At 36.3% G+C, this 16194-nt stretch carries 11 protein-coding genes; 10 read left to right on the forward strand and 1 reads right to left on the reverse strand.

What is annotated here, in order from left to right:
- The first annotated feature begins 476 nt into the window (after positions 1-476).
- From aceB to mutM, 9 genes are all read left to right on the forward strand, one after another.
- Positions 477-2054: a malate synthase A gene (aceB, locus tag BEN26_RS10735; protein WP_069800110.1), complete on the forward strand. Its 1578-nt coding sequence runs from the start codon at positions 477-479 to the stop codon at positions 2052-2054.
- A gap of 17 nt (positions 2055-2071) precedes the next feature.
- Positions 2072-3358 carry an isocitrate lyase gene (gene aceA / locus BEN26_RS10740; protein WP_068724200.1) on the forward strand — a complete coding sequence of 429 codons (1287 nt, stop codon included), beginning with the start codon at positions 2072-2074 and terminating at the stop codon, positions 3356-3358.
- 169 nt (positions 3359-3527) lie between these two features.
- Positions 3528-5525 carry a 1,4-alpha-glucan branching protein GlgB gene (gene glgB, locus BEN26_RS10745; protein ID WP_181482274.1) on the forward strand — a complete coding sequence of 666 codons (1998 nt, stop codon included), beginning with the start codon at positions 3528-3530 and terminating at the stop codon, positions 5523-5525.
- On the forward strand, positions 5419-6585 hold the full coding sequence (locus BEN26_RS10750; RefSeq protein ID WP_069800107.1) for a glucose-1-phosphate adenylyltransferase: 1167 nt from the start codon (positions 5419-5421) through the stop codon (positions 6583-6585). The genes glgB and BEN26_RS10750 overlap by 107 nt, the downstream gene beginning before the upstream one ends.
- Before the next feature lie 21 nt (positions 6586-6606).
- Positions 6607-7701, forward strand: a complete 1095-nt coding sequence (glgD, locus tag BEN26_RS10755; protein ID WP_069800105.1) for a glucose-1-phosphate adenylyltransferase subunit GlgD — start codon at positions 6607-6609, stop codon at positions 7699-7701.
- 19 nt (positions 7702-7720) lie between these two features.
- Entirely contained in the window at positions 7721-9127 is a 1407-nt protein-coding gene (gene glgA / locus BEN26_RS10760) for a glycogen synthase GlgA (protein WP_069800103.1), read from the forward strand.
- A gap of 11 nt (positions 9128-9138) precedes the next feature.
- On the forward strand, positions 9139-11568 hold the full coding sequence (locus BEN26_RS10765) for a glycogen/starch/alpha-glucan phosphorylase (RefSeq protein ID WP_069800102.1): 2430 nt from the start codon (positions 9139-9141) through the stop codon (positions 11566-11568).
- A 27-nt stretch (positions 11569-11595) separates the two neighbouring features.
- Entirely contained in the window at positions 11596-13566 is a 1971-nt protein-coding gene (locus BEN26_RS10770) for a glycoside hydrolase family 13 protein (RefSeq protein ID WP_069800100.1), read from the forward strand.
- Between the two features lie 36 nt (positions 13567-13602).
- A complete protein-coding gene (gene mutM / locus BEN26_RS10775) occupies positions 13603-14412 on the forward strand; it encodes a bifunctional DNA-formamidopyrimidine glycosylase/DNA-(apurinic or apyrimidinic site) lyase (RefSeq protein WP_069800098.1) in 810 nt (269 codons plus the stop codon).
- A 91-nt stretch (positions 14413-14503) separates the two neighbouring features.
- On the opposite strand, the gene cspD is transcribed toward mutM, so the two are convergent.
- Positions 14504-14701, reverse strand: coding sequence for a cold-shock protein CspD (gene cspD / locus BEN26_RS10780; protein WP_068724189.1), 198 nt, complete (start codon positions 14699-14701; stop codon positions 14504-14506).
- A 329-nt stretch (positions 14702-15030) separates the two neighbouring features.
- Here cspD and BEN26_RS10785 point away from each other — a divergent pair, with 329 nt between their 5' ends.
- The gene (locus tag BEN26_RS10785) at positions 15031-16194 is read left to right on the forward strand and encodes a THUMP domain-containing class I SAM-dependent RNA methyltransferase (RefSeq protein WP_069800096.1); all 1164 of its coding nucleotides are present in this window, start codon (positions 15031-15033) and stop codon (positions 16192-16194) included.

Genomic DNA, 16194 nt, shown 5'->3' on the forward strand with positions numbered 1-16194 from the left:
ATAATTCTTGTAGTCCAAATAGACCTCCTTGACGTATAATAGGCATAGGGAGTCACCTCCAATCTCTTAAAATTTGTTCGTACTTATTTAATTCGAGATTTTGGGGAGGTACTCCTTTTTTTTATACATTTAAACCCTTACGGGTTAAGGCTTTTCAAATATGAAATTGATTCTTTTGCTTATTGCATTTAATTTTCCGTTATTTGATGTTATTTGTACTTTACTTATCGCAATTTACCCATTAGCTATTACATTCGTTTTCTTATCCTTTATAGATAAATGGTTTAGTGGGTACAGTTTGAAAGCCACAAAAGTGACTCAAAGCGTATATGTGCTTTGAGTCTTTTTAGTTCATAAAATATTATCTAAAAATTTAGAAATAAATTGTTCCTTTTTTGTTTTATCTGTTATATAATAACACTAACATAATGATCTATTGTAATATAACAAATATAACAGAGAGGAGATTATCAAAAATGACAAAGCTTCAAGTGATTGGAGAAATCAGTCCAGATTTTACACAAATTTTAACAGAGGAAGCACTTGATTTTGTTGAATCATTGGTGCAACAATTTTCAGCTAGAAGAGAAAAGCTTTTACGGAGAAGAGAAGAAAGACAGGAGCAGATTAACAATGGTGTAATGCCTGCATTTCTACCAGAAACAGAATCGATTCGTAATAGTGATTGGACGATTGCACTTGTACCAGATCATCTTCAAGATCGTCGGGTAGAAATTACTGGACCAGTTGATCGTAAAATGATGATCAATGCATTGAACTCAGGTGCGAATGTCTTTATGGCAGATTTTGAAGATGCCAATTCTCCCAGTTGGAATAACATGATACAAGGACAAGTGAATCTTCGAGATGCGATTAACCGTACGATCACGTATGACAGCCCAGATGGTAAACATTATCAATTAAACGAAAAAGTTGCTACGTTATTTGTTCGCCCAAGAGGATGGCACCTTGAAGAAAAACATGTATTATTCGATGGCAAACCGATCTCAGCTAGTTTATTTGATTTTGGTCTTTATTTTTTTCATAATGCCAAACAATTGATCGCTAATGGGAGTGGCCCCTATTTTTATCTACCTAAACTTGAGAGCCATTTAGAAGCACGTCTTTGGAATGATGTGTTCATTTTTTCACAACGAAAGTTGGGAATTCCGTTGGGAACGATCAAAGCAACTGTACTGATCGAAACGATTTTTGCTGCGTTTGAAATGGATGAAATCTTATATGAATTACGAGAACATTCTGCTGGTCTTAACTGTGGTAGATGGGATTATATTTTTAGCTTTATCAAGAAATTTCGCAACAAACCAGACTTTATTCTACCAGATCGTAGTGTTGTCACCATGACAGTTCCTTTTATGCGTTCCTATTCATTACTAGCTATTAAAACTAGCCACCGTCGTAATGCTCATGCCATCGGGGGAATGGCAGCCAATATTCCAGTGAAAGATAACCCTCAAATCAATGAAGATGCATTTGCGAAAGTTCGTATAGATAAAGAACGAGAGGCAAGAGATGGTCATGATGGAACATGGGTAGCCCATCCAGGATTAGTTCCAGTTGCACTAGAGGTGTTTAATCACTTCATGCCTCAACCTAATCAAATTGAAAAGAAATTAGAGGATATCCAAATCACAGCTGAAGATCTTCTTCAAGTGCCAGAAGGCCATATTACTGAACAGGGACTACGAACCAATATTAGTGTCGGTGTCCAATACCTTGAATCTTGGTTACGCGGAAAAGGGGCTGTCCCAATTTATCATTTGATGGAAGATGCTGCAACAGCAGAAATTTCCCGAGCACAGGTTTGGCAATGGCTTCACAATCCGAATGGAATCTTGCATGATGGAAGAAAAGTGAACGTAAAGTTGTTCGACCAATTCCTTGAAGAAGAATTAGAAAAAATTAAGATCATGGTTGGCCATGATCAATATGAAATAGGGAAATATCAGTTAGCAAGTGATTTGTTTAAACATTTATCACTAAGTCATGAATTTGTAGAATTTTTAACATTACCTGGTTATCATTACTTATAGAAAAGAGGATGGGAACAATGAGAAATCTGGAGGAAATCAATCAATTACAAAAAAGTTGGCAAGAAGATCCTAGATGGCAAGGAATAACAAGAACTTATACAGCGAAAGATGTGATTCGGTTAAGAGGATCAGTACAGATTGAATATACTTTAGCAAAACGAGGTGCGGAACGGTTATGGAATTTACTACATGCTAAAGATCATATTAAAGCTTTAGGAGCTTTAACGGGAAATCAGGCAGTACAACAGGTTAAAGCGGGTTTACAAGCGATTTATTTAAGTGGATGGCAAGTGGCTGCAGATGCCAACCTAAGCGGACAGATGTATCCTGACCAAAGTTTATATCCTGCGAATAGTGTACCCCATGTTGTAAAGCGAATCAATCAAGCTTTTCAAAGAGCAGATCAAATTTATCATTCGGAGGGAAAAGATGGGATTGATTGGTATGCTCCGATCGTTGCAGATGCAGAGTCAGGCTTTGGTGGCCATTTAAATGTCTTTGAATTAACAAAGGCGATGATAGAAGCAGGTGCTGCAGGTGTTCACCTTGAAGATCAATTATCATCTGAGAAGAAATGCGGTCACATGGGTGGCAAAGTCCTTGTTCCTACGCAAACGGCTATTCGTAATTTAATATCAGCGAGATTAGCTGCCGATATCATGGGGGTACCCACGGTGATTATAGCAAGGACAGATGCAAATGGAGCACAACTCATTACTAGTGACATCGATGATCAGGATCAGCATTTTATTACAGGGGAAAGAACAGAAGAAGGTTTTTACCGAATTACTGGTGGACTAGAGATGGCAATTGCTAGAGGATTAGCTTTTGCTCCTTATGCTGATTTAGTATGGGTAGAAACAGCTGAACCAAATGTTGAAGAGGCAAGGCGTTTTGCTGAGGCGATCCACGAAAAATATCCAAATAAGCTATTAGCTTATAATTGTTCCCCTTCATTTAATTGGAAAATGAAATTAGATGAAAAGACGATTGCCGAGTTCCAAGATGAGCTTGGGAAAATGGGTTATAAATTTCAATTTGTGACACTCGCAGGTTTCCACTCTTTAAATCATAGTATGTTTGAATTAGCACGAGATTATAGAGAACGAGGAATGGCTGCCTACTCAGATTTTCAACAAAAAGAATTCGAGAGCGAACGACATGGATACACCGCAACTCGTCATCAAAGGGAAGTTGGGGCAGGTTACTTTGATGAAGTAACAATGACTATTACTAGCGGAAAGGCATCAACAGCTGCTTTAAAAGGTTCAACAGAAGAAGCGCAATTTACGCTTTCAATATAACAAACCCCAGCCCCATACACCTCTACGGATATTTCCAGTAGAGGTTTTTTTGTGTTTAAAAATCTAATAGGTTCTATTTATTGTCTTATTATCATATTCATAAATTCTGTAAACATAAATCTAGCACTGCACCTCGTTACTATGAAATGAGCTGAAAGGGTTGAAATAAATGACCGAACACGATCTCTATCTTTTTCATGAAGGGAACCTATTTCACAGTTATCAGTTATTAGGAGCTCACCGAAAAGAACAAGAAGGAAGAATAAGCGTTAGATTCTCTATTTGGGCACCACATGCAAGAGCTGTAAGTGTAGTTGGGGATTTTAACCAATGGAATGGGAACGCTCATCGAATGAAGAGGGTGAAAGACACAGGTATCTGGGAATTGTTTATTCCAGAGCTAGGGGAAGGTACATTATACAAATACGAGATTAAAACGGATCAAGGGAAAACCCTTCTTAAAGCAGATCCCTATGCTTTTTATTCAGAATTACGACCCAATACTGCATCTATTATTTATGATTTGCATGGCTATATATGGCATGATCAAGATTGGCAAACTCAAATAAAAAGTGTGTACAACAATCCCCTTAATATTTATGAGGTACACTTTGGATCTTGGAAAAAAAAAAAGGATGGCAGTTTTTATACCTATCGAGAATTAGCAAATGAATTGATATCTTATGTAGTTGATATGGGCTATACCCATATTGAAATTTTACCACTGAATGAGCACCCATTTGATCGCTCATGGGGCTATCAAGGAACCGGTTATTACTCTATCACGAGTCGATTTGGTACACCTCATGATTTTATGTATTTTGTAGATCAGTGTCATCAAAAAGGAATTGGGGTGATCCTTGATTGGGTGCCAGGTCATTTTTGCAAAGATGAACATGGACTTATGAGATTTGATGGAACCCCCTTATATGAGTATGAAAATCCTAATAGAGCAGAAAAAACGGATTGGGGGACTTTAGGCTTTGACCTTGGAAAACCTGAAGTACAAAGCTTTCTGATCTCAAATGCAATATTTTTGCTGGACATCTTTCATATTGATGGACTAAGAGTTGATGCTGTAGCTAGTATGCTCTATTTGGATTTTGGTAAAAGAGATGGGGAATGGGAACCAAACCAATATGGAGGAAGAGAAAATCTGGAAGCTATAGCTTTTTTAAAAAAGCTGAATGAAGTTGTGTTTCGTTATTATCCAAATGCATTGATGATTGCTGAAGAATCGACTTCCTGGCCATTAGTGACCTCACCAACCTATCTTGGTGGATTAGGGTTTAACTTTAAATGGAATATGGGTTGGATGAATGACATGCTAAAGTATATGGAACTTGATCCTATTTATCGTAAGTACCATCATCATTTATTAACCTTCTCATTTTTTTATACCTTTTCAGAAAATTTTGTTCTTCCTTTATCACACGACGAAGTGGTACATGGGAAAAGATCTATGCTGAATAAAATATTTGGCGATTATTGGCAGAAATTTGCAGGATTAAGATTGTTTTATGGCTATATGATCGCTCATCCTGGGAAAAAGCTTCTCTTTATGGGGGGTGAACTAGGTCAGTTTGATGAGTGGAAAGATGAAACTGAAGTGGATTGGAATCTAATTGACTACGATCTACATTGTAAATTAAAGCAATATGTAAAAGATTTAAACCATTTTTACAAAGAAGAACCAATCCTTTGGCAGCTTGATCATCATCCAATGGGTTTTGAGTGGATTGATCCCCATGATACCAATCAAAGTATCATTACCTTTATGCGTAAAGATCAAGCTCAAATTGAATTGATCATTGTTTGTAATTTTACACCATCCTATTATGATCATTACCGAATTGGAGTTCCACATCTCGGTGAGTATGTTGAGGTATGGAATAGTGATCATGATAAATATGGTGGCTCTGGTAAGGGTAATTTTAAACCTATACAGGCAGTAAAAGAAAAGTGGCATAACCAACCTTATCATTTAGTGATAAAAATTCCACCACTGGCAACAGTGATGTTTAAACGAATAAATTTGGAAGGGAAAAGGGGAATGAATGATGCGAAAAAAAGAGTGTATTGCAATGCTTCTAGCCGGGGGCGAAGGAAAAAGATTAGGACTATTAACAAAAAATCTGGCCAAACCTGCCGTTTTGTTTGGAGGTAAATATCGCATCATTGATTTTGCTTTAAGTAATTGTGCAAACTCTGGAATCGATACAGTTGGTGTGCTTACCCAATATGAACCCCTCGTATTACATTCCTATATTGGAATCGGAAGTTCATGGGATCTGGATCGGAGAGATGGTGGGGTTACAGTGCTTCCACCTTATATGGAAAAGAATGGAGCTAAGTGGTATAAAGGGACAGCTAATTCTATCTATCAAAATATAGCCTATATTGATCAATTTCAATCTGAATATGTTCTCATTCTTTCCGGTGACCATATCTACAAAATGAATTACCAACATATGTTAAAGAATCATATTGAAAAAGGTGCAGATGCAACGATTGCCGTAATCGAAGTACCTTGGGACGAAGCAAGTCGATTTGGCATTATGAATACAGATAGGCAACTAAGGATTACAGAATTTGAAGAAAAACCACAAGTTCCCAAAAATAATTTAGCCTCTATGGGCATTTATATTTTCAATTGGAATGTATTGAAAGAAGCTTTATTAAAAGATGAACAGCTCCATGGTTCTACTCATGATTTTGGTAAAGATGTGATTCCAATGATGCTTAAAGAAGGTCGGAAGATGTTTGCATATCCTTATAAAGGGTATTGGCGGGATGTTGGAACCATCGAGAGTTTGTGGAAGGCTAATATGGATTTGATTAAGGATCAACCCGAACTAGATTTATACGATTACCAATGGCGAATTTATTCAGTCAATTCTTACCAACCCCCTCAATATATTGCTCCAAACGCTCAAGTCCATTGTTCCCTAATCAATGAAGGTTGTTCAATTTATGGTCAGATCGAACATTCTGTACTTTTTCATGGTGTTCAGGTGGGGAAAGGAAGTATCATCAAAGACTCAGTGATCATGCCAAATGTGATCATTGAGGGCAATGTAGTGATTCAAAAGTCAATTATTGGTGAAGGAACGATCATTAAAGCAGGCTCCAACATTGGAACGATAAACGGTGACATTACCTTAATTGAGGAACAAACGATTATTTATAATAAAATAAATGAAAAACTGGTAAGTTCCAACTATTAAGTGAAAGAAGGAGAAATAAGAATGGAAAATGTCATGGGAGTTATTAACTTAGTTGACGAAAAAGAAGGGTTAAAAGAACTTACCTTACATCGCCATTTATCTGCAGTGCCTTTTGGTGGGCGCTATCGTCTCATTGATTTTCCTTTATCTAATATGGTTAATTCGGGAATAAATGATGTAGCTATATTTACAAAGGGCAAGTATCGCGCACTCATGGACCATTTAGGAAAAGGAAAGGACTGGGATTTAGATCGAAATCGGGGTGGCTTATATCTGCTGCCACCCTTTAATCAATTATCAGATCAGTTGAAGGGAGATTTACAATATTTTTACGAACACTTAGATTACTTTTATCGTGGAAAGCAAGACTACGTCTTGCTTTCCAATGGCCATCTTATTTTTAATATGGATTATCGTTCTGCATTTGAATTTCATCAAAAAGTAGGAGCAGATATAACGATTCTGTATAAAGAAATAGAAAATGAGATCGACGAATTTAAGAATTGCAGAAGGATTCAAGTCAATGAACAGAACCGCCTACTTTCCTTTGAACCCTCTAATAAAGTATTTATGGAAGTAATAATCCTAGAAAAATCCCTTCTTTTAGACCTTATTAAATCTAACATAGAGAAAGGGCTTTACCATCTAATAATTGATGGAATTGGCCGAAATTTATCTCAATTACAGGTATATGGTTATCCTTATCAAGGATATTTAGCAAATATTGATTCAATTCAGACCTACCATCAACGTAATATGGATCTATTAAATCCACAGTTATGGAAAAGTCTGTTCTTTGAACCGCATCAAATTAGTACAAAAGTAAAAAATGAACCTCCAACCAAATACCTTAGAGAGTCTAACGTAACTAATACGATCGTCGCCAATGGTTGTGTCATTGAAGGAACAATTGAAAATAGCATTTTGTTTAGAGGTGTAAAAGTTCATAAAGGCGCTCAGATCAAAAATAGTATTATTCTACAAAAGTGTGAAATTGGCGAAAATGCTAGGTTAGAAAATGTTATTTTGGACAAAGAAGTAAGGGTAACAATGGGGCAACATTTAAAAGGAAACGTGGAATCTCCAATCGTGGTTGGAAAAAGGATGACCGTTTAAAGAAGAAAGGTTGATAAAGATGAAGGTATTATTTATCGCTTCCGAATGTGTTCCCTTTATTAAAACAGGTGGTTTGGCAGATGTAATCGGCTCCCTCCCTAAAGAACTAAGAAAACTAGGAATAGATGCAAGGGTAATCCTACCAAAATATAAGGCAATTCCTAATCATTACAGAGAAAAAATGATCCATCTTACTCATTTTAATCTTCAATTAGGATGGCGAAATCTTTATTGTGGAATTGAACATCTTGAAGAGGATGGCGTTCCTTTTTATTTTATTGATAACCAGAATTATTTTTACCGTGAGAGCATATATGGATATGGTGATTCCTTTGATGAAGCAGAACGATTTACTTTTTTTAGTCAAGCTGTTTTAGAATCTTTACCATACCTTCAATTTCAACCTGAGATTTTACATCTCAACGATTGGCAAACTGCGTTAATTCCTTTATTTTTAAAAACTCACTATGTAAACCATGATGATTACATGAAGATTCGTACGATATTTACCATCCACAATTTAAAATATCAAGGAATTTTTCAACAGGATATCTTAAAAGATTTATTGGATATTGATCCATCAGACCCTGAATTTAGCGTTGATGGAATTGAATATTACGGAAGAGTAAACTTTATGAAGGCTGGCCTTAATTATGCCAATTTGATTACTACCGTTAGTGAAACCTATGCAAAAGAAATTCAATATCCTTTTTTTGGCGAGGGGCTAGATGGACTTTTGCGAAATAGAAACCAGGATCTATATGGCATCATCAATGGAATAGATGTAGAGCGTTTCCCTCGACAACAAAGCAAACAAGAAAACAAAGTCAAATTACAAGAGATGTTACGTTTACCTACAGATCCCCATATTCCAATGATTTCACTCATTTCTAGACTTGTCTCTCAAAAAGGGATAGACCTAGTCGTCCATGTTTTGGATGAAATACTTCAACAGAATCTCCAGTTTGTCGTATTAGGCACAGGGGAGCAGAAATACGAGCAAATCTTTCTCGAAGCTTCCAACCGTTACCCTAAAAAACTTTCTGTCCATATTACCTTTGATGAACCCTTTTCTCATATGATTTATGCCGCATCCGATTTATTTTTAATGCCTTCATTATTCGAACCTTGTGGCTTAAGCCAACTCATTGCTCTTCATTATGGTGCGATACCCATTGTAAGGGAAACTGGTGGACTTAAAGATACTGTTCAATCCTTTAATGAATATAATGGGGAGGGAAACGGTTTTAGCTTTACCCATTATAATGCTCACGATATGCTTTATACCATTAAACGAGCTCTTTCTATTTATCATCAACCACCACTTTGGAATAAGATTAAAGAGAACATAAAGGCTTCTGATTTCACTTGGAAGAAGTCGGCAGAAGAATATGTAAGTTTATATCAACTTGTGCTTCAGAGATAGGGGTTGAAAAAATGTTTACAAATAAAGAGGTCTTTAAGCATGCATTTCTGGAAAGATTAGAAAACATGCATGGCAAAACCTTAGAAGATGCAACTGATTCGGATAAATATAAAACATTAGGTAGTATGGTTCGAGAATATATTAGTAAAAACTTGATCGCAACAAATACACAATATAGGGAAAAATGTGATAAACAAGTTTACTATTTTTCTATGGAATTCTTAATCGGGAAACTTCTAAAGAGCAATTTAATACATTTAGGAATTCGTGAAGTTTGTAAACAAGGACTTGAGGAATTAGACATTGACCTAGAAACTTTAGAAAAAGAAGAACCTGAGCCAGGATTAGGAAATGGAGGACTAGGAAGACTAGCCGCTGATTTCTTAGACTCCTTAGCATCACTACAATTACCTGGTCATGGTTGTGGAATCCGTTATCAATATGGCCTATTTGAACAAAAAATCGTAGATGGGTATCAAGTAGAATTACCTGATTTTTGGTTACGGGAAGGAAATGTTTGGGAAATACGCAAGTTTGACAGAGCAGTAGAAGTCCGGTTTGGAGGAAAGGTTTGGGCTGAAGAAAAAGACGGAAGACTTATTTTTCACCATCAACAATATGAACCTGTCCTAGCAGTTCCATATGACATTCCTATTGTTGGCTATAATAATAATACAGTGAACACATTACGATTATGGAGTGCTGAATCAGCAATTAAAGATTTTGATTTTCACTTACTCAATCACAAAGACTATCATAAAATGATTGATTACAAGCGATCAACAGAAGCGATCTCTGAATACCTTTATCCTGATGATACCTTTGTTGAAGGGAAAATTCTTCGTTTAAAACAACAATATTTTATGGTCTCCGCTGGAATACAAAGTATTATTCGTAGATTTAAAAATAAGCATCATCATTTAGTAGATCTACCCAATAAGATTGCCATCCATATTAATGACACGCATCCAGTTCTTGCCATTCCAGAATTGATGAGAATTCTGATGGATGGTGAAGGACTAGGTTGGGATGAAGCATGGCATATCACCACAAATACGATCTCTTATACCAATCATACAACCCTTTCTGAAGCATTAGAAAAATGGCCGATTGAGCTTTTTAAAACTTTGTTACCAAGAATCTATATGATTATTGAAGAAATCAACCAGCGCTATTGTCATGAGCTATGGAACAAGTATCCCGAAGATTGGGAAAGAATTCATCAAATGGCGATCCTTGCTGACGGTTTTGTAAAGATGGGCCATCTCGCAATTGTAGGCAGCTATAGCGTAAATGGGGTTTCGAAGGTTCATACAGAGATATTAAAAAAACAAGTAATGGACAAATTTTATCATCATACACCTTACAAATTTAATAATAAGACAAACGGGATTTCCCATCGTCGATGGCTACTAATCGCTAATCCCTTCTTAGCAGAATCCATTACGAAACGAATAGGACGTAGTTGGATTGAACATCCTACTGATTTAATTTATCTTCTTCGTTTCGTATTAGATGAGTCTTTTCAAGAACAAGTTTTTTCTATCAAACAAAGGAACAAACAACACCTAGCCAATTGGATTAAAGAAAAATCTGGATTAGTTGTCGATCCTACCTCTATCTTTGATGTGCAGATCAAACGAATGCATGCGTATAAACGCCAACTCCTTAATATCTTTCATGTCATTGACCTATACAATCGCTTACAAGAAAATCCTAACCTTTCTATACACCCTAGGACATTTATCTTTGGAGGAAAAGCAGCTCCAAGCTATCATTTAGCTAAAAACGTAATTAAATTGATCAATAGTGTGGCAGATGTGGTGAATCAAGATCGAAGGGTGAACGATAAAATCAAGGTGGTTTTTCTTGAAAACTATGGTGTATCTTTAGCAGAAAAAGTGATTCCTGCTGCAGATATCAGTGAACAAATTTCAACAGCGAGTAAAGAAGCTTCAGGAACAGGGAATATGAAGTTTATGATGAATGGGGCCATTACTCTTGGCACCTATGACGGAGCCAACATAGAGATGAAGGAAGAAGTAGGTGATGAGAATATTTTTATGTTTGGGTTGAAGCCAAATGATGTCTTACGTCATTATCAATTTAGAGACTATCAGGCCCGTGATTTATATAATCAGGATCAGCGGATTCGTACCATTTTTGAGCAAATGATCAATGGATTTTTTGCAAAAGGAGATGTAGACTTTAAACCCATTTATTACAGCCTACTTGATCATGATGAATTTTTTGTCTTAAAAGATTTTTCTTCCTATGCCGAAATACAAAAAAAGATAGATCAGGCATATAAAAGTAGAAGCAGTTGGATGAAAAAAAGTATCATCAATATCGCTCACTCAGGTAAATTCGCATCTGATCGAACCATTTCTGAATACTCCTCAGGAATTTGGGGAATCCATCGGGTCATGATTCGACCATAGCTAGATAGGAAGACTGGGGGTGAAACCTTGGCAGAAGAATGGATCTATCATCATTCTTATCATCCATCTTATCGGAAACCATTTGGTGCTGTAGCTTGTAACAAAGAAATTATTTTGCATTTGAGGATCAATAGTTCTGTAAAACCTGATGAAGTAATCCTTTACGTTTGGCAAGAATCAGAAAAAAAAATGAAGGTACAATTGATGAACCTTATTCAGACGAATGCAAATAATCGATGGTATCAAGGAAAAATAAAAACACCTGAACAACCTGGACTTCTTTGGTACCATTTTCGCGTTTTAGTAGAAGGGAAAACTTTTTATTATGGAAATAATAAAAACCATTACGGGGGAATCGGGGAAATCACTCAGGAGATTCCGCCAGCGTATCAGATCACGGTCTATTCCCAAAAGTTTGTTCCACCACAATGGTTTAAAGAAGCGATCATCTACCAAATATTTGTCGATCGTTTTTGTAATGGCCATCCAGAAGGGAAAATTCTAAACCCTAAAAAGAATAGCTTAATTCATTCTCATTGGGAAAATACCCCGATCTATATCAAGGATGAAAAAGGGAAAGTAGTGAGGTGGGATTTTTTTGGCGGAAACTTGTTAGGGGTTAAGAAAAAACTACCTTACTTAAATCAATTAGGTATCAATGTTATCTATTTCAATCCAATTTTTGAATCCCCAAGTAACCACAAATACGATACTGGAGATTACCATAAGATCGATCCAATGTATGGAGATTTAGAAGACTTTCAGCAACTATGTGAAGAAGCTAAACAAATGGGCATCTCAATCATTTTAGATGGGGTATTTAGTCATACAGGAAGTGACAGCCTCTATTTTAATAAAAAAGGGAATTATCCTTCTTTGGGAGCCTATCAATCCAAAGATTCTCCCTACTACTCATGGTATCGTTTTAAAGAGTATCCTCATTCTTATGAAAGCTGGTGGGGTATTGAAGTTCTTCCCAATGTGAATGAATTAGACCCTTCCTATTTAAATTTCATCATTGATGATCAAAATAGTGTTTTAAAATACTGGCAACGTATGGGAATAAAAGGGTGGCGTTTAGATGTTGCCGATGAACTTCCAGATGAATTTATTCAACATTTTTATCAAACAATGAAAGAAATTGACCCTGACTCTGTGTTAATTGGCGAAGTGTGGGAAGATGCAGCAAATAAAATTAGTTATGAAAAAAGACGTCAATACCTTTATGGAGAGGAATTAGATTCTGTTACCAATTATCCTCTAAGAAACATCATGATTCAATTTATATTAGGCTTAAAAGATTCACAACAGACGAAACAAGCTTTAATGAGCTTATATGAAAACTATCCCATACACCATTTCTATAGTTTAATGAATATCATTGGCAGTCATGATACCCCACGAATCCTCACTCTGCTGCAAGATCACTTACCAGCAAATCTTTCTATTTCTGAAAAAAAAGAATTAGCGATTAAACGATTAAAGCTTATCTCCTTATGGCAAATAACCTTTCCTGGTGTGCCAACTATTCTATATGGAGACGAGGTAGGCTTAGAGGGAAGAGAAGAGCCAATAAATCGAGCCACCTACCCGTGGGGAAAAGAAAACGTTGGACTACTTAGATGGTATCAAACTATTACCCAATATCGTCATCAATATGACGTATTTAAGACAGGTCAATGGACACCGATCTACCAAAATCCTGACGTATTCGGTTATCTTCGATTCTTTGAAAATGGTAAAGATGTATTTGGTGAGGGGAAGGGGAATGGGCATCAGTTAGCGATAGTTATCTTTAACCAAAACCTTTTCGAAATCAGAGATATCAAAATCAATTTGGCTTCTTTCGTTGATCCTTCTACTTGTTCTGAGCAAAACTCTTGGTTGGCCTGTTCTCTCTATGACCTATTGCAAGGGCAAGAGATTAAGATTGATGATGGCATCATACATCTCTCTTTACAACCATTAAAGGGTAAAGTACTCATTCAAAGTAAATAATATTAAGAAATAACATTGAATGAATGAGGGATGAGTATGCCAGAACTACCAGAAATGGAAACCTATAAAAGATTGCTTACAGAAAAAATCATCGGAAAACCAATTACCAATGTCGAAGTGAATCGGGCCAAATCCATTAATATACCCGTTGTGAAGTTTATCGAAGAGGTAAAAGGGAAACAGGTGATTAGAATTGAACGGAGTGCTAAACATCTCCTATTCCATTTAAACGATAACAAAGTTCTTCTATTACACCTTATGTTAGGAGGATGGATGTTTTATGGAACAGAAGCAGAAAAACCGAAAAGAACTATTCAGGTACGTCTTTCCTTTGGAGATCATCATCTTTATTTTATTGGCCTAAGATTAGGGTATTTACACCTATTAAATTTTGAGGAGGCTAATCAAGTCTTACAAAAATTAGGACCTGAACCTTTAGCCTCTGATTTTACAGAGGCTAAGTTTCTTCAACATATTGAAAAAAAGAGAGGTATCTTAAAAACTTCATTAGTGGATCAACACTTTATCTCTGGTATCGGAAATTGCTATTCTGATGAAATTTGCTTTTCAGCAGAAATCAAGCCTATGAGACAGATACAAGACCTTTCAATAGAAGAAAGATCAAAGCTATTCAAAGGAATACGTGAAGTATTACAAGAAGCGATCGCTTATGGAGGGTATATGGAAAATCCCCTTTACGTTGGCGATCAAATCACAGGACAATTTGATCCAAGATGTAAAGTATACGATCGGGAAGAAGAGCCGTGTGTTCGCTGTGGGAATCCAATCCTTAGAGAAGAAGTCTCTTCAAGAAAAACATTCTTTTGTAACGTTTGCCAGCACTAATTTAACACACAAAGGTTATATTTGGTCAAAAAAAAGTCTCTCTGTTGTAAGAGAGACTTTCGCTTCTGATATTTTCTATATTCTATAAGAATTATAGCTTAATAACGTTAGCAGCTTGAGGACCACGGTTACCTTCAACGATATCAAATGTAACTTTTTGTCCTTCTTCTAATGTTTTGAAACCGTCACCTTGAATTGCTGAGAAGTGAACGAATACATCGTCTCCGCCATCAACTTCGATGAATCCAAAACCTTTTTCTGAATTAAACCATTTTACTTTACCTTGCATTGTGAAACCTCCTAAGTCTTCCTTATACACATTGTATAAAATTAATTTAACCACGTTCTCAAAAAATATTTTGGAAAAACAAAAAATCGTAATTCATAAAAGCGTAGGAATCGTAAAAAAATTCGCTCCGCTTCTAATGAAGTTACGATTTATTACTCAATCCTAAACTATTCTTTTAAGTTCAATGGTCAATTTAAATTATATACTAAAAAGTTCCTGTTGTAAAATATTTTTAGAAAAATTTTTTTATGATTCTATAAATAATTAAACACTGGATTTCAATCAGAAAAAAGGGTAAACTTTCCAATAGTGAAAGGAGTTTTTTTACGATGCAGAAAGTGAACTTAATAGCTACCTCCACCTTTGGACTTGAAGCTGTTGTAGCAGACGAAGTCAAAAAGTTAGGATATGAAGTCAAAGTAGATAATGGCAAGGTTGAATTTACCACCGATTTATCAGCAATAGCTAAGACTAATCTTTGGTTGCGTACCTCCGATCGTATCCGATTAAAGATCGGTGAATTTAAAGTAACGACATTTGAAGAATTGTTTGAGAAAACAAAGTCTCTTCCTTGGGCGGATTGGATTCCGAAAAACGGACAATTTCCTGTTGAAGGAAAATCTGTAAAATCCAAACTCTTTAGTGTGCCAGATGTACAAGCCATCACTAAAAAAGCAATCGTTGAAAGCCTGAAAAAAACATATAAAGTGGAGTGGTTTGAGGAAAATGGGCCTATATTTAAGGTGGAAGTTGCCTTATTAAAGGATATTGCAACCCTAACGATCGATACGTCTGGTCCTGGATTGCATAAAAGAGGATATCGAGATTGGATTGGAGCAGCACCATTGAAAGAAACCATGGCTGCCGCATTGATCCAAATTACAAAATGGAATCCTGATTTACCCTTAATTGACCCCTTTTGCGGGTCAGGTACCATTCCTATTGAAGCAGCTTTAATTGGTCAGAATATTGCCCCAGGTATGAATCGTGAATTTGTTTCAGAAAGCTGGCCTATTATTCCCCGAGGCATCTGGCGGCAAGCTAGGGCAGAAACCCATGATTTGGCACAATATGATCGCCCTTTAGAGATTCTCGGTAGCGATATAGATGGGAAAATTTTGAAAGTGGCTAAAAGAAATGCATATGAAGCAGGAGTAGATGAACAGATTCATTTTCAGCGCATGGATGTAAGACAAATAATGAGTGAGCAAAAATATGGAGCCATTATCTGCAATCCTCCTTATGGGGAGCGTTTAAGTGATCGGCGAGAAGTTGAGCAATTATACATAGACATGGGGAGAGTTTTTACTAAACTGGATACATGGTCCTATTATATCTTGACTTCCTATGAAAAGTTTGAAATGTTGTTTGGAAAGCCCGCAACGAAAAAAAGAAAACTATACAATGGGAATTTAAAAGTTGACTATTATCAGTACTTTGGCCCACGTCCACGAAAGAAAAAAGATTCTGATGGGGAATCAAACCACGTATAA

This window comes from Tepidibacillus sp. HK-1, from assembly GCF_001748485.2.
GTDB lineage: Bacteria > Bacillota > Bacilli > Tepidibacillales > Tepidibacillaceae > Tepidibacillus_B > Tepidibacillus_B infernus.